At 71.3% G+C, this 23163-nt stretch carries 16 protein-coding genes; 8 read left to right on the top strand and 8 right to left on the bottom strand.

All coding sequences use genetic code 11. From position 1 onward, the window contains the following. The first annotated feature begins 97 nt into the window (after positions 1-97). Genes KIS93_RS41270 through KIS93_RS41245 form a run of 6 tightly spaced genes read left to right on the top strand, consistent with a single transcriptional unit; the run spans position 98 to position 6442 of the window. Positions 98-1402, top strand: coding sequence for an ABC transporter substrate-binding protein (locus KIS93_RS41270; protein ID WP_080042574.1), 1305 nt, complete (start codon positions 98-100; stop codon positions 1400-1402). Then, the gene (locus KIS93_RS41265) at positions 1399-2361 is read left to right on the top strand and encodes a carbohydrate ABC transporter permease (protein ID WP_080042575.1); all 963 of its coding nucleotides are present in this window, start codon (positions 1399-1401) and stop codon (positions 2359-2361) included. Before KIS93_RS41270 ends, KIS93_RS41265 begins: the two co-directional genes overlap by 4 nt. Then, positions 2358-3161: a carbohydrate ABC transporter permease gene (locus tag KIS93_RS41260; RefSeq protein WP_155128470.1), complete on the top strand. Its 804-nt coding sequence runs from the start codon at positions 2358-2360 to the stop codon at positions 3159-3161. The genes KIS93_RS41265 and KIS93_RS41260 overlap by 4 nt, the downstream gene beginning before the upstream one ends. Continuing rightward, positions 3158-4528 carry a GH1 family beta-glucosidase gene (locus KIS93_RS41255; RefSeq protein WP_080042576.1) on the top strand — a complete coding sequence of 457 codons (1371 nt, stop codon included), beginning with the start codon at positions 3158-3160 and terminating at the stop codon, positions 4526-4528. Before KIS93_RS41260 ends, KIS93_RS41255 begins: the two co-directional genes overlap by 4 nt. A 33-nt stretch (positions 4529-4561) precedes the next feature. Next, positions 4562-5557, top strand: a complete 996-nt coding sequence (locus KIS93_RS41250; RefSeq protein ID WP_080042577.1) for a LacI family DNA-binding transcriptional regulator — start codon at positions 4562-4564, stop codon at positions 5555-5557. 3 nt (positions 5558-5560) lie between these two features. Beyond that, complete coding sequence (locus KIS93_RS41245; RefSeq protein ID WP_080042578.1) at positions 5561-6442, top strand: phosphotransferase enzyme family protein; 882 nt, start codon at positions 5561-5563, stop codon at positions 6440-6442. 25 nt (positions 6443-6467) lie between these two features. Here the strand turns inward: KIS93_RS41245 and KIS93_RS41240 are convergent, their stop codons facing one another. Then, a complete protein-coding gene (locus KIS93_RS41240; RefSeq protein WP_080042579.1) occupies positions 6468-6995 on the bottom strand; it encodes a carboxymuconolactone decarboxylase family protein in 528 nt (175 codons plus the stop codon). A gap of 64 nt (positions 6996-7059) precedes the next feature. Between KIS93_RS41240 and KIS93_RS41235 the strand changes: the two genes are divergently transcribed. Next, on the top strand, positions 7060-8505 hold the full coding sequence (locus KIS93_RS41235) for a nitrilase-related carbon-nitrogen hydrolase (protein WP_080042580.1): 1446 nt from the start codon (positions 7060-7062) through the stop codon (positions 8503-8505). 233 nt (positions 8506-8738) lie between these two features. Here KIS93_RS41235 and KIS93_RS41230 read toward each other — a convergent pair whose 3' ends face one another. The 6 genes from KIS93_RS41230 to KIS93_RS41205 all read right to left on the bottom strand — a co-directional run bounded on the left by KIS93_RS41230 (position 8739) and on the right by KIS93_RS41205 (position 18720). Next, positions 8739-11975, bottom strand: a complete 3237-nt coding sequence (locus KIS93_RS41230) for a CHAT domain-containing tetratricopeptide repeat protein (protein WP_155128472.1) — start codon at positions 11973-11975, stop codon at positions 8739-8741. 32 nt (positions 11976-12007) lie between these two features. Continuing rightward, positions 12008-13525, bottom strand: a complete 1518-nt coding sequence (locus KIS93_RS41225; RefSeq protein ID WP_186404688.1) for a glycoside hydrolase family 13 protein — start codon at positions 13523-13525, stop codon at positions 12008-12010. A 4-nt stretch (positions 13526-13529) separates the two neighbouring features. Continuing rightward, the gene (locus KIS93_RS41220) at positions 13530-14462 is read right to left on the bottom strand and encodes a carbohydrate ABC transporter permease (RefSeq protein ID WP_080042582.1); all 933 of its coding nucleotides are present in this window, start codon (positions 14460-14462) and stop codon (positions 13530-13532) included. Next, positions 14459-15325, bottom strand: coding sequence for a carbohydrate ABC transporter permease (locus KIS93_RS41215; protein ID WP_080042583.1), 867 nt, complete (start codon positions 15323-15325; stop codon positions 14459-14461). Before KIS93_RS41215 ends, KIS93_RS41220 begins: the two co-directional genes overlap by 4 nt. Before the next feature lie 4 nt (positions 15326-15329). After that, entirely contained in the window at positions 15330-16679 is a 1350-nt protein-coding gene (locus KIS93_RS41210) for an ABC transporter substrate-binding protein (protein ID WP_186404687.1), read from the bottom strand. Between the two features lie 1051 nt (positions 16680-17730). Next, positions 17731-18720 (bottom strand): LacI family DNA-binding transcriptional regulator, encoded by a 990-nt coding sequence (locus tag KIS93_RS41205; protein WP_080042585.1) that lies wholly within the window; start codon positions 18718-18720, stop codon positions 17731-17733. Between the two features lie 238 nt (positions 18721-18958). Here KIS93_RS41205 and KIS93_RS41200 point away from each other — a divergent pair, with 238 nt between their 5' ends. Further along, entirely contained in the window at positions 18959-22243 is a 3285-nt protein-coding gene (locus KIS93_RS41200) for a discoidin domain-containing protein (RefSeq protein ID WP_080042586.1), read from the top strand. Here the strand turns inward: KIS93_RS41200 and KIS93_RS41195 are convergent. Then, positions 22240-23112 (bottom strand): sugar kinase, encoded by an 873-nt coding sequence (locus KIS93_RS41195; protein ID WP_080042587.1) that lies wholly within the window; start codon positions 23110-23112, stop codon positions 22240-22242. The genes KIS93_RS41200 and KIS93_RS41195 overlap by 4 nt on opposite strands. Positions 23113-23163 lie beyond the last annotated feature (51 nt).

The raw sequence follows: 23163 nt of genomic DNA, 5'->3' as shown, positions 1-23163 counted from the left end.
TATTTGACCCCCGTTGACAGCAGGAGGGGAGCACCACGACTCTCGTGAGAGAGCGCTCTCTCAGTCATCCCCCAAGCACGACCCAGGAGGGTTTCCCATGGCCCCTCGCATCCGGCGGCTCGGCCTGCCGTTGCTCACCGCGTCCGTCCTCGCCCTGGCGACGGCGTGCGGCGGAGGAGGTGGCGGCGCAGGCGGCAGCACCACCGAGTCGAGCGCCAAGCCCGGAGAGAAGATCAAGCTGACCGTCGACCTGTTCGGCGACTTCGGCTTCAAGCCGCTCTACGAGGAGTACAAGAAGACCCACCCGAACATCGAGATCGTCGAGAACGTCACGCAGTTCAACGACCACCACAGCAACCTGGTCAAGCGGCTGGCCACGAACGCCGGCGCGGGGGACGTCGCGGCGGTCGAGGTGGGCTACATCAGCACGTTCACCGCCCAGCCGAACAAGTTCGTCGACCTCAAGCAGTACGGGCTCGACAAGCGCCAGGCCGACTACCTCGACTGGAAGTGGCAGCAGGGCCTCAGCAAGGACGGCACGCAGGTCCTCGGCCTCGGCACCGACGTGGGCGGCCTGGCCATGTGCTACCGCAAGGACCTGTTCAAGAAGGCCGGCCTGCCCGACAAGCGCGACGAGGTGTCGGCATTGTGGCCGACGTGGGAGCAGTACATCGAGACGGGCAAGAAGTTCGCCGCGGCGAACGTGGCCGGCGCGAAGTTCGTGGACTCCCCCGGTGAGATCTTCCGCGCGATGGTCAACCAGGCGCCCGTCGGCCTGTACGACGCCCAGGACAACATCATCGTCGCCTCCAACCCCGACGTGAAGAAGGCGTGGGACCTGTCGAACCAGCTCACCGCCGACGGCCTGACCGCCAAGCTGGCCGCCTTCTCGCCGCCGTGGAACACCGGCTTCGCCAAGGGCTCGTTCGCCACGATCATCTGCCCGGCCTGGATGACCGGCTTCATCCAGGAGCAGGCCAAGGACTCGGCCGGCAAGTGGGACATCGCGTCCGTGCCCGGCGGCTCCGGCAACAGCGGCGGCTCGCACCTGATGGTGCCCAAGCAGAGCAAGCACCCGAAGGAGGCGGCCGAGCTGATCGACTTCCTCACCTCCAAGGAGAACCAGGCCAAGGTCTTCAAGGAAGAGGGCACGTTCCCGTCGATCCCGGCCCTGTACGACGACCCGTCGATCCAGAACTTCACCAAGCCGTTCTTCGGCGACGCCCCCATCGGCAAGATCTACTCCGACGCCGCCAAGGCGCTCAAGCCGCAGCACCTCGGCCCGAAGGAGGCCGACGTGCGCACGGCCATCGGCAACGGGCTCGGCCGGGTCGAGCAGGGCAAGCAGACGCCGGACGAGGCGTGGGCGCAGGTGCTCGAGGACGTCAAGAAGATCAAATGAGCACCCTTCCCCTCGCGGTCACGCGACGGCGTAGGCGCAGCGTGCGGCACACCCTCGACATGAGGGTGTCGCCGTACGCCTACGTGGCCCCGTTCTTCCTGCTGTTCTGCGCCTTCGGGCTGTTCCCGCTGGTCTACACGGCCTGGGTGAGCCTGCACGAGTGGACGTTGCTGTCCGACACCCAGGAGTTCGTCGGCCTGGGCAACTACTCGACGTTGCTCGCCGACGAGTACTTCTGGAACGCCACCTTCAACACCCTGTCGATCGGCGTGCTGTCGACGGTGCCGCAACTGGCGCTGGCCATCTGGCTGGCGCACCTGCTGAACCGGCGGCTGCGCTTCCAGACCCTGTTCCGGATCTCCCTGCTGCTGCCGAACGTCACGAGCGTCGTGGCGGTCGTGGTGATCTTCAGTCAGCTCTTCGGCCGGGACTTCGGGCTGATCAACTGGATGCTGTCGTGGTTCGGGGTCGGCCACATCGACTGGGCGGCGGGCACGGCGACCTCGCACGTCGCGCTCTCGGTCATGATCATGTGGCGCTGGACGGGCTACAACGCGCTCATCTTCCTGGCGGCCATGCAGGCCGTCCCGCGCGAGCTGTACGAGGCCGCCACCCTGGACGGCGCGAGCAACCTCACCCAGCTGCGCCGGATCACGATCCCGATGATCCGCCCGACGATCATCTTCGTGGTCATCGTCTCCACGATCGGCGCCATGCAGATCATCGCCGAGCCGATGCTGTTCGGGCAGAGCAGCGGCGGCGGTGGCGGCATCGCCACGGGCGGCCCCGACCGGCAGTTCCAGACGCTGGCGCTGTTCGTCTACGAGCAGGGCTTCGCGAACTCGACGTTCGACTTCGGCTACGCCTCGGCGGCGTCGTGGCTGATGTTCGTGGCCGTGGTGGTCGTCGCCGGGATCAACTTCCTGATCACGCGCAGGGTGAAGGGCGGCCTGGTGTGAGACTGCGTTATCTGACCCTGACCGCGGTGGCGTTCTTCTCGGCGTTCCCGCTGTACTACAGCGTCGTGGTGGCCTCCCGGCACAACTCGGCGCTGGCCGAGGTGCCGCCGCCGCTGATCCCCGGCGGGAACTTCTTCGCCAACGTCGCCCGGGTCTTCGACACGGTGCCGTTCGGGCTCGCGCTGGTCAACTCGGTCATCGTGGCGGGGTCGATCTCGATCGCGGTGATGTTCTTCTCGACGCTGGCCGGGTTCGCCTTCGCCAAGCTGACGTTCAGGGGCAGGAACATCATGCTGGTGATCACGGTCGCGACCATGATGGTCCCCGCCCAGCTCGGCATCATCCCGCTCTACATGCTCATGGTGAAGCTGGAGTGGACCGGCACCACCTACGCGCTGATCGTGCCGGCGCTGGTCAACGCGTTCGGCGTGTTCTTCATGACCCAGTACCTCTCGCGCGCGCTGCCCACGGAGCTGCTGGAGGCCGGGCGGGTGGACGGCTGCTCGACGTGGGGGCTGTTCTGGCACGTCGTGCTGCCCGCCGCGCGGCCCGCGGCGGCGGTGCTGGGCATGCTGACGTTCATGTCGGCCTGGAACGACTACTTCTGGCCGCTGGTCGTGCTCAACCCGGACAATCCGACCGTCCAGGTGGCGCTCTCGACCCTGGCCAGCGGGTACGTCAACGACTACGTCCTCGGCCTGGCCGGGACGGCGATCGGGACGCTGCCGCTCGTGGCCGTCTTCGCCCTGTTCGGCAAGCAAATCATCGGTGGAATCATGCAAGGAGCTGTTAAGGGATGATGTTTCCCGAGGACTTCGTCTGGGGCGCCGCCACGGCCTCCTACCAGATCGAGGGGGCGGTCAAGGAGGACGGGCGGGGCCAGTCGATCTGGGACACCTTCTCCCACACCCCCGGGAACGTGGCGGGCGACGACACCGGCGACGTCGCCTGCGACCACTACCACCGCTTCCGCGACGACATCGCCCTGATGCGCGAGCTGCGGCTGGCGGCCTACCGGTTCTCGGTGGCGTGGCCGCGCATCCAGCCGGACGGCGCGGGCCCGGTCAACCCGCGCGGCCTGGCGTTCTACGACCAGCTCGTGGACGAGCTGCTGGCCGCCGGAATCTCGCCTTATGTCACGCTTTATCACTGGGATCTTCCCCAAGCGCTCGAAGACCGCGGCGGCTGGACCGACCGCGACACCGCCGCCCGCTTCGCCGACTACGCCGAGGCCGTGCACGCCCGGCTCGGCGACCGCGTCGACAACTGGGCCACGCTGAACGAGCCCTGGGTGGCCGCCTTCCTCGGCTACGGCAACGGCGTGCACGCGCCCGGCCGCCGCAGCCCCGCCGACGCCCTGCGCTCCGCCCACCACCTGCTGCTCGGCCACGGCCTGGCGGCCCGGCGGCTGCGCGCGGCCGACGCCCGCACCCTCATGCTGGTCGTCAACTCCTCACCCGTCCTGACCCCCGCCCAGGTCAACGACCCTTCGGCGGTGCCGGACGATGCGGACGCGGCCGCGGCGCACCGCATCCACGCGCTGCTGACCCGGCAGTTCCTCGACCCCGCCGTGTACGGGACGTACCCGCGGGAGGTGCTGGAGGCGGCGGCCCGCAACGGCGGGACGGACCACATCCAGGACGGCGACCTGGAGCTGATCAACGCGCCGATCGACCTGATCGGCGTCAACTACTACAACCCGTGCGTCGTCGAGTCGGGCCCCGGGCTGCCGGCCGACGCCGCCTGGCCGGGCTCCGAGGACGTCAGGTTCGCCACCGCGGACGCGCCGACGACCGCGATGGGCTGGCCGATCGTGCCCGACGGCCTGTCGCGGCTGCTCGTGCGGCTCTCGCAGGACTATCCGCAGGTCGGCCTCATGGTCACGGAGAACGGCGCCGCCTTCGACGACGTCGTCCAGGACGGCCGCGTGCACGACGACGAGCGGGTGGCGTACCTGGACGGGCACCTGCGCGAGGTGCACCGCGCCATCGAGGCGGGCGCCGACCTGCGGGGCTACCTGGTGTGGTCGCTGCTGGACAACTTCGAGTGGGCCGAGGGCTACCGGCGCCGCTTCGGCATCGTGCACGTGGACTATTCGACGCAGGAGCGGGTGCTCAAGGACAGCGCCCTGTGGTACCGGGACGTGATCGGCAGGAACGGCCTGTAGATTCTTGGACGTGCTCTCCCTCCTGGTGCAGACATGAGACGCCCGACCCTTGAGGCGGTCGCCGCCCGCGCCGGCGTGTCGCGCGCCACCGCCTCCCGGGTGGTCAACGGGCAGACGACGGTGGCGCCGCACATCCGCGACGCCGTGCTGCGCGCGATCGACGAGCTGGGCTACGTCCCCAACTCCGCCGCGCGCAGCCTCGTCACCCAGCGCACCGACTCGGTGGCCCTGGTCGTCAGCGAGCCCGGCACCCGGGTCTTCTCCGAAGACCCGCTGTTCTCCACGGCGATCCGGTCCGCCTCGGTGGAGCTGGAGGCGATCAACAAGCAGGTCGTGCTCATGCTGGCGTCCTCGCCCAAGAGCCACGCCAGGGTGGAGCGTTACATCGCCGGGGGGCACGTCGACGGCGTCATGCTGCTGTCCATGCACGGCGCCGACCCGCTGCCGTCCGCGCTCTCGCGGCTGCGCGTGCCGGTCGTCTCCTACGGGCGGCCGGCCGTGCCGGTCGACATCCCGTACGTCGACAACGACAACGTCGGCGGGGCAGAGGCCGGGGTGCGGCACCTGGTGGAGACGGGGCGACGCCGGATCGCCACCATCGCCGGCCCACAAGACATGATCGCCGGCCAGGACCGGCTGGCCGGCTACCGCAACGTGCTGCGCGACTCCGACCGCCGCTCGATCGTCGCGGTGGGCGACTTCACCCGCGAGTCGGGCGCGATCGCGATGCGGCAGCTCCTCGGCGACGACCCGGGGCTCGACGCCGTGTTCGTGGCCAACGACATGATGGCGGTCGGGGCGCTGCAGTCGCTGCGGCAGGCCGGGCGGCGGGTGCCCGACGACGTGGCGGTGGTCGGGTTCGACGACGTCGAGGCGGCCAAGTACACCGAGCCGCCGCTGACGACGCTGCGGCACCCGATCGCCGAGCAGGCGGCGGCCATGGTCAGGCTGCTGCTCAACCTGTTCGAGGGCGGGCCGACCGAGCCGATCATCCTGCCCACCGAGCTGGTGATCAGGGAGTCGGCCTAGCCCATGCCGTCACGCAGCGCCGCCGTGGCCGCCGCCGTCGCGGTGGCCGAGGAGCACGGGGTGCGCGTGGCGGAGCCGGAGGTGCTGCACGACTCGTTCAGCCTCCGGATCCTGCTGCGGCCCGCGCCGATCGTTGCGCGGGTGCCCACCACCACGGCCCTCGGCCGGCCGCGGCCCGCCGACGCGCTGGAGCGCGAGATGGCGGTCGTGTCGTTCCTGCGCGCGGCGGGGGCGCCGGTGGTGCCGCCCAGCGACCTGCTGCCCGCCGGGCCGCACGTGCGCGACGGGATCGCGGTGTCCTTCTGGGCGCACGTCCGGCACGATCCCGCCCGCGTGGTGACGCCCGGCGAGGCCGGGCGGATGCTGGCGGAGCTGCACGCGGCGCTGCGCGGCTTCCCGGGCGAGCTGCCGTACCTGGGGCCGGTGCTGGACGAGCCGGCGCGGCTGCTGGACCTGCTGGCCGGGGCGGGCCCCGAGCTGGTCGGGGCCGGGGAGCTGGCGCGGCTGCGGGAGGCGCACGCCGCGCTGCGGGAGCGGCTGGACGGGACGGCCGGGCTCCAGGCCGTGCACGGTGACGCGCATCCCGGCAACCTGCTCGCCACGCCCGCCGGGCTCCTGTGGAACGACTTCGAGGAGTGCATGGCGGCACCCGTCGCGTGGGACCTGGCGGTCCTGCTGCGGACGACCCGGCTGGACGGGCGCGCCGCCGTCCGGGCTTATGGGGCCGATCCGGGCGATCCGGCGCTGCGCGCGTTCGTGGCGGCCCGGGGGCTGCAGGGCGCGCTGTGGGTGCTGGCCAGGGCGCTGCGCTTTCCGGAACGGGCGGGCGAGGCCCGCGCGGTGCTGGAGACGTGGCTGCGCGACCCGAGCGGCATGACGCGCTGATCCCCCAGCGGCCCTGGTCGCGGCGCTACACGCGGAAGACGCGGAGCTGGAGGGCGAGCGTCGAGTAGTAGCCGACCAGCGTGGTCAGCTCGAACAGCGCCCGCTCCCCCAGCGCCGCGTACTCCTCGTCGTCCAGATCCCCCTTCGCGACCAGCGCGCGGGCCACGCCGAGCACCGCAGACTCGGCCGGGTCGTCGAGCGTCAGGGGCGCGCCGTCGCGCAACGCCTGGAGCTGCTCCTCACTGAAGCCCAGCTCCCGCGCGATCGGCTCGTGCGCGGCCCGCTCGAACGCGCTGTCGTGGTGCCCGGCCACCACCAGGATCGCCAGCTCCCGCGCCCGGTCGCTGAGCGTGGAGCGGTAGCGGACGGCGGCCCCCAGCTCCTGGAGCGGATCGCCGAGGGGCGGGCTGAGCAGCATGGCGTTGAACGGCCCCGTGAGCCCGCCCTGCCCGTCCACCATGAACCGGCCGCGCGGCCCTGAGGTGATCTTGTCGTAGAGCGCCCTGGCCTCCGGGTCCAGCTCGTGCGGGGGTGTCCTGCGCAGGCGTGCCATCCCGTGATCGTAACCCTGGAATTCATTGTTGACGCCGTAAACAAGGCACGTTTACGGTGTATACATGGTCAAGATCCCAGCGGCGCTGCTCGCGTCGGCGGTGCTGTTCCTGCTCGGCACCGGGTTCGCCCCGATCCCCGCGCTGACCTGGCTCGCGCCGCTGCCGGTGCTGTGGCTGGCGCCCCGGGTGAGCGGGCGGGCCGCGTTCGGCGCGGCGTCCGCCGCCTACCTGCTCGGGCAGGCGGGGCAGTTCGAGTTCTTCCTGCGCACGCCGTCGGTGCCGCTGCCGATCGGGATCACGATCGTGGCGGGCAGCTCGCTGCTGTTCGGCCTCGTGGTGGCGTTCTTCCGCGCGTTGCTGCGGCGGGGCCGGGCGCTGACGGCGGTGCTCGCGGCGCCGGCGACGTGGGTGGCGGCGATGCACCTGATCACGCTGGCCAACCCGTCGGGCATCATCTGGCCGCTGGCCACCAACCAGGCCGAGGTGCCGGTGGTGACCCAGATCGCGTCGGTGACCGGGGCGTGGGGCGTGGAGTTCCTGGTGCTGATGGTGCCGTGCGCGGTGGCGGCGCTGCTGTCCACGCGGGCACGGCTGCGGGTCGGGGTGGTGGCGGCCGTGATCTGCGCGCTGACGCTCGCGTTCGGGGCCTGGCGGCTGGCCGGCGCCGGCGACGCGGTGCTGCGGCGGGTGGCGGTGCTCGCCGCCACCCGCTACCAGTGGGCGCCGGACGCCGCCGGCCCGGAGGGGCAGGAGCTGGTGCGCGGGTACGCCGCCCGGATCGCCTCTTTGCCGGCCGGCGTGCGGACGGTGGTGCTGCCCGAAGGGGCGTTCGGCACCGACGAGGCCGGCCTGCCCCGCGTCATCGGGCCGCTGGCGGAGGCCGGGCGCGGGCGGGGCGTGGACGTGGTGGTGGGCATCGTGCACACCACGCCCGCGATCAAGTACAACTACTCGGTGCTGCTGCCGGCCGACGGGTCGGCGCCCGCGTACTACACCAAATGGCACTTCGCGCCCGGGGCGCCCTTCAAGCGCGGCACGGAGCTGGTGACGGCGGGCGGCCGGATCGGCCTCGCCAACTGCATGGACCTCAACTTCGCCGCCCCCAGCAGGGACTACGGGCGGGCCGGGACGCGGCTGCTGGCCGTCCCGGCGGCCGACGAGTTCGGCAACGGCTGGCAGCACAGCAGGATGGGGCTGCTGCGCGGGGTGGAGAGCGGGTTCTCGCTGGCCTGGTCGGCGCAGTGGGGCACGCCGATGATCTCGGACCCGTGGGGGCGGGTGCTGGCCGGCACGTCCACCGAGGGCACGCGCGAGCCCTTCGTGACGGCCGTCGCCGACGTGCCCGCCGGGCCGTCAGGCGTCACCCTCTACGCGCGGTTCGGCGACTGGTTCGGGTGGGTCTGCGTCGCCGGGGCTCTCCTGGCCGCCCTGTATGGCCGTCAGCGTCTCGTGGACGGTGAGGGTGATGACCTCGTCGTCGCGGGCCGTGAGCCGGCGGGAGCGGCGTAGCTCGGTGCGGACCGTGCGGGTGATGACGTCGGGCGACGGCGGGTCCGTCTTTTTCCTGAGGTCCCGGTAGACGGTCCAGGCCAGGGCGGCGGCGCTGACGATCAGGGAGGCCAGGGAGATCGGGTCCACGTACTGGTCGGGGCGGCGCCCTCGCAACGCCGTCTCCACGTCGGCGGTCAGGTCGAGACGGCGGGCGGCGGCCCTGGCGCCGTCGGCTACGGGGTCGGGCACGGTCAGCTCCTTGTCAGGATGTCGAGGGAGTCGCGCTCGCGGTCCGCGTCCGCGCGCATGCCGAGCAGCTCCGCGAGCGCGAGCGCCTGGCCGAACCAGCGCTCCGCCTCCTGCCGCCGGCCGAGCGACGCGGCCAGCACGCCGAGCTGGTGGTAGGTGGCGACCAGCTCGGAGCGGAGGCCGAGCTGCTCCTTGATGGTCAGCGACTCGAGGTGCCAGCGCTCGGCCTCCGCCCATCGCCGGCGATCCTGCGCCAGGATGCCGAGCTGGTGGTAGGTGGCGGCGAGGTGCGGACGGTCGCCGGCCTCCTCGTAGATGGCGAGCGAGCGGTCGTACCACTGCTCCGCCTCCTCCCACCGGCCGCGCTCCTGCGCCACCATGCCGAGCTGGTGGCAACTGCCGGCCACGCCGGGGCGGTCGCCGAGCTCCTGGGCGATCGCGAGCGACCTGCGGTACCACCGCTCCGCCTCCTTCCATCGCCCGCGCTCCTGCGCCAGCAGGCCGAGCTGGTGGCAGTTGCCGGCGACGGCGGCCCGGTCGCCGAGCCGCTCGTTGGCGGCCAGCGCCTCGCGGTACCACCGCCCGGCCTCGTCCCACCGCCGCAGGGCCGCCGCGACCACCCCGAGCTGGTGGTGGACGGTCGGCAGGACGTCCTGCCCGGCGTGCCGCAGGACGGTCGCGTAGATGTCGCGCGCCTGCTCGATGCGCTGGGCTTTCAGGTGCCTGACCGCTTCGGCGGTCACCACGAAGAGCCAGCAGCCACTCTTGTCGGACAGGCTGCCGTCGGCGTCCTCCAGGGCCAGGCGCATCCGGTCGGTCCAGCCCTGCGCCTCCTCCGTCAGGCCGCGGATCTCCCAGTACCTGTCCAGCGTCTGGGCGATGCACTGGGCACGGTCCCAGATCCGGTGCTCGACGGCGTGGCCGAGCATGTCGCCGAAGTCGCGGGCGTGCATGCGCACCAGCAGGACCAGCGCCTTGGCGTCCGCGCCCGACAGCCGCGGCCACACGAAGTCGGCCAGCGCCGAGTAGGCCGACAGCTTGGCGTGCACGGCGGCGGCGTGCTCCTCGGCGAAGGTGTCCTCGGCCCGCCAGCGCCCCATCAGGTAGGCGGGCAGGGCGGGATGGGCGCGGTACATCCCCCTGCCGACCCGGGTGAGCAGGCCGACGGCGGCGGCGCCGTCCAGGATGCGGGTCCAGTCGGCGGCCGTCAGCCCCCGGATCCGGTCCGGAACGTCGTCCAGGCCGGACATCCAGTCGAGCAGGTTCGCGTCCAGCACGCCGTGGAACAGCGCGGTCGCGGTCAGGGCCCGCCGGTCGGCCTCCGGCAGGCGCTCGAAGGAGTAGCCGAGGCCGGCCGCCAGCGTGTCGTGGCCGGGCAGCGGGGCGGTGCCGCGTAACCCGTCGAGGAGGGCGGCCGGACCGGTGGTGTCGAGGTGCGGCAGGACGACGCGCATGGTGAGCGGGTGGCCGTCCAGCCACTCCATCAGGTCGGCGAACGCCGGGCTCTCGCGCCGCCGCGCGGCCTGCGGGAACGGCTCCAGCAGCCGGTCGGCGTAGTCCACCGCCTCCTCCGCGCTCAGCCCGGCCACCTCGACGCGCCGCAGGTCACCGAGCCATTCCTCCGGGTTGCGGCTGGTGATCAGGACCGTGCCGGCCTCGTGCAGGAAACGCTTGAGCTCGTCCAGCTCGGCGGCGGACAGCGGCGGCGTGACCGGGTTCGGCATCGTGTGCACGGACTCGAAGTCGTCCCAGACGAGCAGCAGGCGCCGCTCCCGCAGCAGCCGGCGCACGGCCTCCAGCCGCTGCCCCGGGTCCCTGCTCGCGAAGTCCGTGCCGAAGACGCGCAGGCCGATCTCGGCGACCACCCCGGCCAGCCCGAACGAGGCGAGGCCCGGCTCGAAGGAGTGCCAGATCACCCAGTCCGGCCGGTCGACCCCGCCGGTGTCGCGCCACCAGCGCCCGAACGCCTTGGCCAGCTCGCTCTTCCCCACCCCCGCCGGGCCGTGCAGGATCACCACCCGCTGCAGGCGGGCCGCCGATTCGAGGGTGTGGAACAGGTCGTCGCGGCCCACGAACGCGCCCACCGGTGCCAGGTCGTCCTCCGGCGACGGCTCCTCGCGCGGGCGGTCCAGCAGGTCGTCCAGCGAGGGGCCGCGGCGCTCGGTGCGCAGGCCGGGGAAGCTGACGTCGCGCCGCAGGTAGTGCACCGGCACCACCCAGTCCGCCAGCGGCAGGCCGCCCTTAGGGCTGGGCCGCTCGTCACGCAGCGCCAGATGGGCCCGGCCGGCGGTGACGGCGTCGGCGATCCGGTCGCCGGCGAACAGCCGCTCGTAGCAGGTGGCCATGAACTCGGCCGCCGCGACCGCGTACACGCTGTAGCCCATGGCCACCACGGACGCCGCCCCGCCCCGCACCAGCCGGGGCGCGACCTCGGCGGAGCGGCAGGCGTTCAGCAGCACGACCGGCACGCGGCCGTCGGCCAGCACCCGCGCGACCTTCTCCGGGGGCACCCGGTCGGCTCCCCCGCCCTCTTTCTCGAACACGATCGCCCCGCCGGACACGCCGTGCCCGTCGAAGTGCACCACCTGGAACGGCTCCGCCTCCTGGAGGGTGCGGTGCAGGTGGGCGAGGGTGGGCGGGCGCAGCACCACCAGCTCGACGTTGCCGCGTACCGCGTCGAGCATGCCGAGGAGCGGGCGGGCGATCATCCGGTAGCCCACGTCGTCGCGCCCGTCCGGGCGGGAGATCACCATCAGCACCCGCAGCCGCCCCTCGGCGGCGGGGAACGAGCCGCCCAGATCCGATACAGGCAGGCCGCGGGTCAGGGCCACACCGTCGAGCACGAGCGGCCTGCCCCGCCCCGGGTCGCGCATCAGCTCCCACGGCAGCCCGAGCAGCTCCGGCGACTCGGACCGGATCACCACCTCCACCTGGTTGCCCCGCGCCCGCACCGCCGCATAGGCCGCCCGCGACTCCGGCGCCCCGAAGACGGCGTGGAACAGGCCCTCCCCCCACGCCGGCAGCCGGGCCGCGACGTCCGAGCCGCGCTCCGCGTAGGCGGCGTAGGGGTGCTTGAGGTAGTCCTCCAGGTACCAGCGCAGGTCTTCGAGCGAGTCGCCGTCGAGCGGCAGCACCAGCGGGGCCGGCGGGCCGACCCGGGCGGGCAGCTCGCCGGCCGGCCACGCGGACAACGACAGCAGGCCGCCGTCCGCGACGTCCACCAGCAACCGATCGATCATCGGCACACCCGCCCAGGCTGACTGCCCCCAGGCTAACTCTCCGGCGACAGCCAGACCGTGGTGTCGGACGGCAGGAGCCCGTCCACGACCGGGCCGCTGGCCAGCAGCACCTCGCCCGGCGGCAGCGGCACCGCCTCCGCGCCCAGGTTCGTCACGCAGGTCAGGCCGGAGTCGCGGGTGAACGCCAGCACCTGCTCCCCCAGCGGCAGCCAGGTCAGCGTGCCGTCGCCGAGCAGCTCGCGGCGGATGCGCAGCGCCGTACGGTAGAGGTTCAGCATCGAGCCCAGGTCCGTACGCTGCGCCTCGGCCGTCAGCTTGCGCCAGCTCTCCGGCTGCGGCAGCCACGGCGTGCCCGTGCCGAAGCCGAACGGCGGCTCCTCGCCCGACCACGGCAGCGGGATGCGGCAGCCGTCGCGGCCCGGGTTCTTGCCGCCCGAGCGGGCGTACATCGGGTCCTGGCGCACCTCGTCCGGCAGGTCCTCCACCTCCGGCAGGCCCAGCTCCTCGCCCTGGTAGACGTAGACCGCGCCGGGCAGCGCCATCGCCAGCAGCGCCGCGGCGCGGGCCCGGCGGTAGCCGAGCTCCAGGTCCGTCGGGGTGCCGTGCAGGGCGCCGCCGTGGGCGAAGGAGGTGTCGGCGCGGCCGTACCGGGTGACGGGCCTGGTCACGTCGTGGTTGGACAGCACCCACGTCGGCGGGGCGCCGATGGGGGTGTGCGTGGCCAGCGTCAGCTCGATCGACCTGCGCAGGTCCGCCGGGTCCCACGCGCACGACAGGAAGTCGAAGTTGAAGGCCGTGTGCAGCTCGTCGGGGCGCAGGTACCGGGCGAAACGCTCCTGGTCGGGGAGCCAGACCTCGCCGATCAGGACGCGCTCGCCGTACTCGTCGGCCACCTCGCGCCACCGGCGGTAGACGTCATGGACCTCGTCGAGGTCCTCGTACGACGTGTCGGACTTGATCAGCAGCGCCGCCGAGTCGATGCGCACGCCGTCCACGCCCCGGTCGAACCAGAAGCGCAGCACGTCCTCGAACTCCTGGTGGACCTCCGGGTTGTTCCAGTTGAAGTCGGGCTGCTCCGGGGCGAACAGGTGCAGGTACCACTGCCCGTCGGGCACCTGCGTCCAGGCGGAGCCGCCGAAGATGGACTGCCAGTCGTTCAGCGGCTCGTCGGCGAACCAGAACCGGTCGCGGGCCGCCGGGTTCGCCAGCGCCTCCTTGAACCAGGCGCTCTCGGTGGAGCTGTGGTTCGGGACGACGTCGATGATGACCTTGATGTCGAGCTCGTGCGCCTCCTCGATGAACCGCTCGGCCTCTTCCAGCGTCCCGAAGACCGGCTCGATGCCGCGGTAGTCGGCCACGTCGTAGCCCCCGTCGGCCATCGGCGACGGGTACCACGGGTTGAGCCAGACGGCGTCGATCCCGAGATCCTTCAGGTACGGCAGGCGGGAGCGCAGACCGGCCAGGTCACCGGCGCCGTCGCCGTTCCCGTCGGCGAAACTACGCAGGTAGACCTGGTAGATCGCGGCCCCCCGCCACCACGTTTGCGACATGCGCTTATCCCTTGATGCTTCCGGCGGTGAGCCCCGCCATGATGTGCCGTTGGAAGATGAAGAAAACAATGATCATGGGGATGCTGGTGATCAGCAGGCCGCCCATGACCTGGTTCTGGGTGACGGCCCCGGCCGTCTGCGACAGGCCGACGCTGATCGTCATCTTGTCGCTGTCGGTCATGACGAGCAGCGGCCAGACGAAGTCCTTGAACGAGGTGACGATCGTGAAGATCGACACCACGCCGAGGATGGGCCGGGAGATGGGCAGGACCACCGAACGCAGGATCCGCACCGCGCCCGCGCCGTCGATCTGCGCGGCCTCGATCAGCTCGCGCGGGATCGAGTCGAAGAAGCGTTTGAGCAGGAAGATGTTGAACCCGTTGGCCGCCGCGGGCAACCACAGCGCCCACGGGTTGTTCAGCAGGCCCAGGTCCACGACCGTCACGTAGAGCGGGATGAGCACCACCATCGCCGGGATCATCAGCGTGGCCAGCATCATGCCGAGGATGACGTTGCCGAACATCGGGCGCAGCTTCGACAGCGCGTACGCCGCCGACACGTCCACCGCCATGCAGACGACCCAGCCGCCCAGCGAGTAGTAACCCGTGTTCAGCAGCAGCGTGCCGATGTCGAACAGGTCCCACGCCTCGAAGAACGCGGTCGGCGTCGGATCGGCCGGGAAGAGCGTCGGAGGCATCTGCGCCAGCTCCTCCGGCGTCTTCAGCGCGCCGGTGACCATCCAGTACAGCGGGAAGACGAACGCCAGCGTGAACAGCACGAGCACGGCCACCAGCACGACCCAGTAGATGCGCCGGCCCCACCTGCTGTTGAGCTGGTGCGGCGAGACGATCGTGCGGAACTGCACCTCGATCGGCTTCGGCGACCGCCTCCTGCCCCGCTTGCCGCCGGTCGCGGCCCGGGCCCCGACGGAGATCACGCCTTGTCCTCCCTCGTCAGGCGAAGCTGGAAGGCGGCGAACACGAGCAGCACGATCATCAGCATCATGCCGAGCGCCCCCGCCGAGCCGTAGTCCTGCAACGTGAACGCGTTCTGGAACATCAGGTACGCGACCGTCACCGTCGCGTTCTCCGGACCGCCGCCCGTCAGCATGTACGGCTCGATGAACACCTGCATGGTCGCCACGATCTGCAACATCAGCATGAGCAGCAGGATCAGCCGCGTCTGCGGGATCGTGACGTGCCTGATCCGCTTCCAGATGCCCGCCCCGTCCAGCTCGGCCGCCTCGTACAGCTCCGGCGGGATGTTCTGCAGCGCGGCCAGATAGATCAGCGTCGCGCTGCCCATGTTCATCCACGTCGAGACGATGACCAGCGAGATCAGCGCGGTGGACGAGCTGTCCAGCCAGGCCAGCGGCGGCAGGCCGAACGCGTCCAGCACCTGGTTGAACAGCCCGGGCCCCGGATCGTAGAACCACCGGAACAGCAGCACCGCCACGATCGGCGGCAACATGACCGGCAGGTAGACCACGAACCGCAGGTAGGCCCGGGCGTGGCGCAGCTCGTTCAGGACGAGCGCGACGACGAACGGCACGGCATAGCCGCACAGCAGCGCGAGGAACGTGAACTCCAGCGTGTTCAGCCACGCCTCGCCGAAGGCCGGATCCTGGAACGCCGTGACGAAGTTGTCCAGGCCCACCCAGATCGGCTCGTTGATCAGGTCGGTCTTCTGGAAGCTCAGAATGAACTCCCTGACCATCGGATACCAGGCGAACACCGTGAAACAGGCCAGCGCCGCGCACAAGAACCCGTAGGCCGTCAGATTGCGCCTCAAGATCTGCATAGGGTCAGCCCTTGGCCGCCAGCACCGCGTTGGCCTTCGTCTCGGCGTCCGCGAGGAGCTGGTCGATGCTGGCGTCCTTACGGCTCAGGACGCCCGACATGGCCACGTCGAGGATGGCGTACAGCTCCTGCGCGTGCAGCGGCTCCGCCTTCGGCGGGATCGTGCCGGCGGCCTGCACGTACGACTCGTAGTTCGCGACCGGCAGCGAGGCGTTCTTCACCCGGTCCGCCTGGATGGCCTTGCCGGTCGGCGAGTCGCCGTAGACCGCGTTGTCCGGGACGCCGACCGGGTTGCCGATGCTCTTGCCGCGGGCGAAGTCGAAGCGGCCCTTGCCGACCGTGTTGAAGCGGAAGTCGATCCACTCCAGCGCCGCCTTGGCCTCCTCCGGCGTGGCCTTCGGGTTGATCATGAACGCCTCGCCGCCGCTCAGCGACGCCTTCGCCTCCGGGAAACCGGTGATGCCGTAGTCGGCGACGTTGCCCTTGAACTTGTTGACCACGTCCGTGACCACGTCCGGCGCGCCCAGCATCATGCCGACCTTGCCGCTGCCCATCGCCACCATGAGCGACTCCCAGCCGACCAGCAGCTTCGTGCCCATGCTGTTGTCCACCCAGCGCATGTCGTGCAACGTCTGCAGCACGGCCTTGCCCTCGGGCGAGTTGAACGCCGCCTTCTTGTTGTCGGGCGTCAGGATGTCGCCGCCACGGCCGTAGATCGCCTGCGTGAAGTGCCAGCCACCGGTGTTCCCGCCCGAGTACTCGCCGTACCCCACGTAACCCGGGCCCAGCCCCGCGATCTTCTTCGCCGCCTCCCGCACCTCCGCCCACGTCTTCGGCGGGGCGTCCGGGTTCAGCCCGGCCTTCGTGAACAGCGCCCGGTTGTAGACCAGACCCACGCTGTAGTGCACGTTCGGGACGCCGTACACCTTCCCGTCCTTGGTGACCAGCTCCTTGTGGTCCTGGCGCAGGTCGTTCCAGTTCTTGATCAGATTCGTGTACGGGGTGATGTCGAGGGCCTGGCCCTTGCCGATCACGTCGTTGTAGTTCGTCACCGGCACCACGAACGCCGTCTCCATCTGGCCGCCCGCCAGCTTCGGACCGAACGTCTTGGGGTCGAAGCACGGCTGCTGGTCCGTACTCTTGACCGTCACGCCGGGGTGCGCCTTCATGAACGCGGCCACGTCGTCATCCCACGCCTGCCGCTCCTTCGGCGCGGACTTCGCCGGCTGGCAGGCCACCGTGATCGACACGGCCTTGGCGCCGCCGGCGCTCGGAGCAGGCTCACCCCCGGAGCCGCAGGCGGCGGTGGAGAGGGCTAGTGCGGATACGAGCAAGAGTCCGGTGGATCTCTGCATGGTCTGACCCTTCTGATGCGAGGTGCCCACACCATAGGATCCGTGACGGATGTGCGCAATATTTCGACTTCACATTGCAAGATAACGACTGAGTTACGCCGGGCCGTCGCCCAGGCCGCACCCCGCCTTCGTCCCCCGCCCCCCTCGGCGCCCCCCTCCGCCCTTGCCTCCCCGGCGCAGGCAAGGGCACGACCGCACCGCCTTCGACCCACCACACCCCGCACCCCGGGCACCACGGCCACCACCTGCAGCGCCGCACACGTTGCGCCGCCCCCCGCCGCACACCATCCCACCGACCCGGCGCAGGCAAGGGCGTGGCGACGCCTGCCGTGCAGCCGCACGCCTCGCACCGCAGCGCCGCGCCCACCGCATCACCGCACTACGCCCACCGCGCCACGCCCCACAGCACCGCGCCACGCCGCGCCGCGCCGCGCGCCACGCCCGCCACGTGCAGCGCCGCACACGTTGCGCCGGCCCCCGCCGCACACCATCCCACCGACCCGGCGCAGGCAAGGGCGCGGCGACGCCTGCCGGGCAGCAGCCCGCATGCACTGCCGCCGCACGCCTAGCACCGCAGCGCCGCACCCATCGCAGCGTCGCGCCCACCGCAGCGCCGCCCTACGCCCCACCGCGTCCAGCGCCACGCCCAGGCAGCACCCGCGCCGGCGGCCTCGCATCCCGCGCGACGCCCCACAGCACCGCGCCACGCCGCGCCGCCGCACCACGCGCCGCCATGTGCAGCGCCGCACACCTTGCGCCGGCCCCCGCCGCACACCGTCCCGCCGACCCGGCGCAGGCGCGGCCGTGGCGACGCTCGCCGTGGGCGGCCCTGCACACGCCACGCTGCGCTGCCCTACCGCCACAGCGGCCTGGCGCCCGGCCACCCGGCCACCCGGCCACCCGGCCACCCGGCCGCCCGCGCCGGCAGCCTCGCATCACGCGGCGCACCACACCGCATCTCCGCGCGACGGCCACCACGTGCGGCGCCGGGCCCCTGGGGCAGGTCCCCACCCCGCCGTCCCGCCGCACCGGAGCAAGGGCGGGTGGTGGGTCAGGAGCGGGCGCGGGTGGTGGAGGCGCGGACGACGAGTTCCGGCTCGAAGAGGAGTTCGTCCGCCGGGACCACGGCCTTGTCGATCTGGGCGACCAGCAGGTCCACGGCGGCGCGGCCCATCGCGTCGATGGGTTGGCGGACGGTGGTCAGGGGAGGTTCGGTGCAGTTCATGAGGGCGGAGTCGTCGAAGCCGATGACGGACAGGTCGGCGGGGACGGCGAGGCCGGCGCGGCGGGCGGCGCGGACGGTGCCGAGGGCGAGCAGGTCGCTGGCGCAGATGACGCCGGTGACGCCGCGTTTGACGAGGCGGGCGGCGGCGGCGTGGCCGCCTTCGAGGGAGAACATGGTGTGCTCGACGAGCTCGGCGTCTCCGCCGGACGCCTGGAAGGTCTCGAGTTTGCGGCGGGACGGCATGTGGTCTTTGGGGCCGAGGACCATGCCGATGCGTTCGTGGCCGAGGGCGCGCAGGTGGGCGATGGCCATTTCGGCGGCGACCACGTCGTCGCACGACACTTGGGGGAAGTCGAGGTGCTGGACGGCGGCGTTGACGAGGACGGTGGGGAGTTTGCGCTCGTGCAGCAGCTCGTAGTGGCCGTGGGAGGCGTCGGCCTGGGCGTAGAGGCCGCCGGCGAAGACGACGCCGCTGACCTGCTGCTGGAGCAGGAGGTCGACGTAGTCGGCTTCGGAGACGCCGCCGACGGTGCGGGTGCACAGCACGGAGGTGAAGCCCTGCTGGGCGAGGGCGCCGCCGACCACTTCCGCGAACGCGGGGAAGATCGGGTTCTGTAGTTCGGGGAGTACGAGGCCGACCAGCCTGGCGCGGTCGCCGCGGAGCTGGGTGGGGCGTTCGTAGCCGAGGACGTCGAGTGCCGTGAGCACGGCCTCGCGGGTCGCGTCGGACACCCCTGGCTTGCCGTTGAGCACGCGGCTCACGGTCGCCTCGCTCACTCCGACCTTCTTGGCCACCTCTGCGAGTCGTCGCGTCATGCGCAAACTATACGACCTTCCACGCAAGCGCTTGCAACGGCTTACGTGGATCGGACGTCGTGGCTTGCACCGCGCCCACGGCGGCGTTCGTGCGCTTTATCGGGGTCTGACCAGCGGGAGGAGGCGGAAGCGGGCAGGCAGAGTCAGTCGATTGCTTGCGAAATGTCGTCGAAATATTGCGGCCATCTGTTCGACATCTTATGGTTCGGCCATCCGCCTTACCCGAAGGGCCACCCCCATGCGAGCACTGTTAGCCGCCCTTACGTTACTCATCGGATCCCTCGCCGTACCGGCCGCGGCTGCGCAGGCCGCGGCCGACGTCAACCTCGCCGCCGGCAAGACGGCCACGGCGAGCAGCTTCACCGACGTCTACCGCCCGGCCAACCTCACCGACGGCAACCAGGCCACCTACTGGGAGTCGGCCAACAACGCCTTCCCGCAGTGGGCGCAGGTCGATCTCGGCGCCGCCGCGAGCCTGAGCAAGGTGGTGCTCAAGCTGCCGAACGGCTGGCCGGGCCGCACCGAGACGCTGACCGTCCAGGGCAGCACGAACGGCTCCAGCTTCACCACCCTGGCCGCCTCGGCCACCTACACGATCAGCCCGGCGGCCACCGTCACGCTGCCCGCCGGCACCACCGCCCGCTACGTCCGCGTGCACATCACCGCCAACTCCGGCTGGCCGGCCGGGCAGCTCTCGGAGCTGGAGGTGTGGGGCAGCACCCAGGACAACCCGGGCCCCGGCCCCGACGGCCCGAACCTGGCTCTCGGCAAGACCATGACCGAGTCGGGCCACACCCACACCTATGCCGCCGCCAACGCCAACGACGACAACCTCCAGACCTACTGGGAGGGCGGCGCCTACCCGGCCACGCTGACCGCGCAGCTCGGCGCGAACGCCGACCTGACCGCCGTCACCCTCAAGCTGAACCCCGACCCGGTCTGGGGCCGCCGCACCCAGACGCTGCAGGTGCTCGGCCGCGAGCAGTCCGCCACCTCCTTCACCACCCTGGCCGCCCAGGCCACCTACACCTTCGACCCGGCCACCGGCAACACCGTGACCATCCCGGTCTCCGGCAAGGCCGCCGACGTGCGGCTGCAGTTCACCGGGAACTCCGGCGCCCCCAGCGGCCAGGTCGCCGAGTTCCAGATCTTCGGCACCCCGGCGCCCAATCCCGACCTGACCGTGTCGGGCCTGTCCTCCTCCCCCGCCGCTCCGGTGGAGACCGACGCCGTGACGCTGTCGGCCACGGTGAAGAACACGGGCACCGCCGCCTCGGCCGCGACCACGGTGAACTTCTACGCGGGCACCGCGAAGGCGGGCAGCGCCGACGTGGGCGCGCTGGCCGCCGGAGCCTCCACCACCGTGTCCGCGAATATCGGGACAAAGGAGGCGGGGACGTACCAGCTCTCCGCCAAGGTGGACGAGGACAACAAGGTCATCGAGCAGAACGAGGCCAACAACGCCACCACGGGCACCCTGACGGTCAAGCCGGTCGACACGGCCGACCTGATCGCCGCGCCCGTCGCCTGGACGCCGGGCAACCCGGCCGCGGGCAGCACGGTGACGTTCTCGGTGGCGATCAGGAACCAGGGCACGATCGCGTCCGGCGCCGGCGCGCACGGCATCACGTTCACCGTCGCCGACGGCTCGGGCAACGTCGTCAAGACGCTGACCGGCTCGATCAGCGGCGCGATCGCCGCCGGGGCCACCACGAGCCCGGTGACGCTGGGCACGTGGACGGCGGCCAACGGCCGGTACACGGTCAAGACCGTGCTCGCCGACGACGCCAACGAGCTGCCGGTCAAGCGGGCCAACAACACGAGCACGCTGCCGCTGTTCGTCGGCCGGGGCGCGAACATGCCGTACGACACCTATGAGGCCGAGGACGCCGCGATCGGCGGCGGCGCGGCGCGGGTCGGCCCGAGCAGGGAGATCGGCACGATCGCCGGCGAGGCGTCGGGCCGGCGCGCGGTCACGCTGAACCAGACCGGCGCGTACGTCGAGTTCACCACGAGGGCGGACACGAACACGCTGGTCACCCGCTTCTCGATGCCGGACGCGCCGGGCGGCGGCGGCCAGAGCTCGACGCTGAACGTCTACGTGAACGGCTCCTTCCTCAAGGCGATCAACCTGACCTCCCGCTACGCCTGGTTGTACGGCGCGGAGGCGAGCCCGAACAACAACCCGTCCTCCGGCCCGCCCCGGCACATCTACGACGAGGCGAACCTGCTGCTCGGCACCACCGTCCCCAAGGGCAGCAAGATCAGGCTGCAGAAGGACACGGCCAACTCGCTGAACTACGCGATCGACTTCGTGGACTTCGAGCTGGCCACCCAGATCCCGAACCCGGACCCGGCGAAGTACGCCGTACCAACCGGATTCGGGCACCAGGACGTGCAGAACGCCCTCGACAAGGCCCGCATGGACGCCAACCTGAGCGGCGTCTACCTGCCGCCGGGCGACTACCAGACGAACGGCAAGTTCCAGGTGTACGGCAAGGCGGTCAAGGTCGTCGGGGCGGGCCCCTGGTTCACCAGGTTCTCCGCGCCGGCCGGCCAGTCGGGCACCGACATCGGCTTCCGCGCGGAGGCTTCGGCGAACGGGTCGGTGTTCTCCGGGTTCGCCTACTTCGGCAACTACGTGGAGCGCATCGACGGGCCGGGCAAGGTGTTCGACTTCAACAACGTGGCGAACATGACGATCGACAACGTGTGGATCGAGCACCAGATCTGCATGTTGTGGGGCTCGAACACGGACAACCTGACGATCAGGAACTCCCGGATCCGCAACACGTTCGCCGACGGCCTGAACATGACGAACGGCAGCACCGGCAACCACGTCACCAACGTGGAGACCCGGTCCACGGGCGACGACAGCTTCGCGTTGTTCTCGGCCATCGACAACAACGCGGGCGAGCAGACCGGCAACGTCTTCGAGAACCTGACGTCGCTGCTGACCTGGCGGGCCGCGGGCCTGGCGGTGTACGGCGGCTACGACAACACGTTCAGGAACATCTACATCGCCGACACGCTGGTCTACTCGGGCGTGACGATCAGCTCGCTGGACTTCGGCATCCCGATGCTGGGCTTCGGCGCCAGCCCGCCCACGACGTTCGACAACATCTCGCTGGTCCGGGCGGGCGGGCACTTCTGGGGGCAGCAGACGTTCCCGGCGATGTGGCTGTTCTCCTCCTCGAAGGTGTTCCAGGGCATCCGGGTCAGCAACCTGGACATCGTGGACCCGACGTACAGCGGGATCATGTTCCAGACCGGCTACTCGAGCCCGAGCACGCCGCTGAACCCGATCAAGGACACGGCCTTCACGAACGTGTCGATCAGCGGGGCGCAGCGCAGCGGTGACGCCTTCGACGCCAAGTCCGGGTTCGGCATCTGGGTGAACGAGCTGCCCGAGCCCGGCCAGGGCCCGGCGATCGGCTCGGCCACGTTCACCAACCTGCGGTTCAGCAACAACTACCAGAACATCAGGAACACGACCTCGACGTTCACCCTGACGATCAACTAGAGCTCGGCCCTGGTGGGCAGCCCCTGCCAGTCGCTCACGCCGGACACCGCGGCGGCGCTCAGCAGCGCCCCGCGGTGCAGGCGTTCCTGGGGGGTGAGGCCGTCGAGCGCGGCGCTGATGTAGCCGGCGGCGAACGCCTCGCCCGCCCCCGCGGTGTCCACCACGGGCACCTGCCAGCCCTGGACGTCGTAGCGCATGCGGTCGGCCCGCACGCTGGCGCCCTTCGCGCCGCGGTCCACCACGACCTCCCGCTCGGGGGTGAGGGCGGATTTGACCAGGTCGAGCTCGTCCTGGCGGAGGAAGAGCAGGTGCGCCTGGCAGGCCAGCTCGCTGAGCACCTCCTCGGCCTCGCGCACGGAGGGCCACAGCTCCGGTACGTACTCGACGGAGAAGGAGATCGGCACCTCGGCGGTCCTGGCGGCGGAGACGGCGGCGCGCACGGCGTCCTGCGCGTCCCTGCTCAGGGCGGCGGTGAGACCGGTCACGTGGAGCATGCGCGCGGCCGCGATGCGGTCGATGGGCACGTTGCCGGGCGCGAGCAGCGCGCCGGCGGAGCCGGTGCGGTAGTGGGTCACGGCGGGCTCGCGGCCGACGCGCGACTCGCGCAGGAGCAGCCCCGTGCGCGCGCCCTCGGTCACGCGCACGTCCTCGACGTCCACGCCCTCGCCCCGCAGGACGGTCAGTGCCCGGGCGCCCAGCTCGTCGCCGGCCACCTTGCCCAGGTACGCGCACCGGTGCCCGAGCCGGGCCAGGGCGATGGCCAGCGTGAACTCGGGCCCGCACACGTCCAGCCTGGCCTCGCTCTCGTGGCGGACCCGGCCGCTGGAGACCACCCCCACCGGCTCGCCGAGCGTGTAGACGTCGGTCATGCGGCAGACTGTAGCCGGTTAAGATCCCCCAAAACCGATTTTTCCGCATAA

The organism is [Actinomadura] parvosata subsp. kistnae, from assembly GCF_900323885.1.
In the GTDB taxonomy this organism is placed as follows: domain Bacteria; phylum Actinomycetota; class Actinomycetes; order Streptosporangiales; family Streptosporangiaceae; genus Nonomuraea; species Nonomuraea composti.
This window is presented reverse-complemented; position numbering and strand designations above follow the sequence as displayed.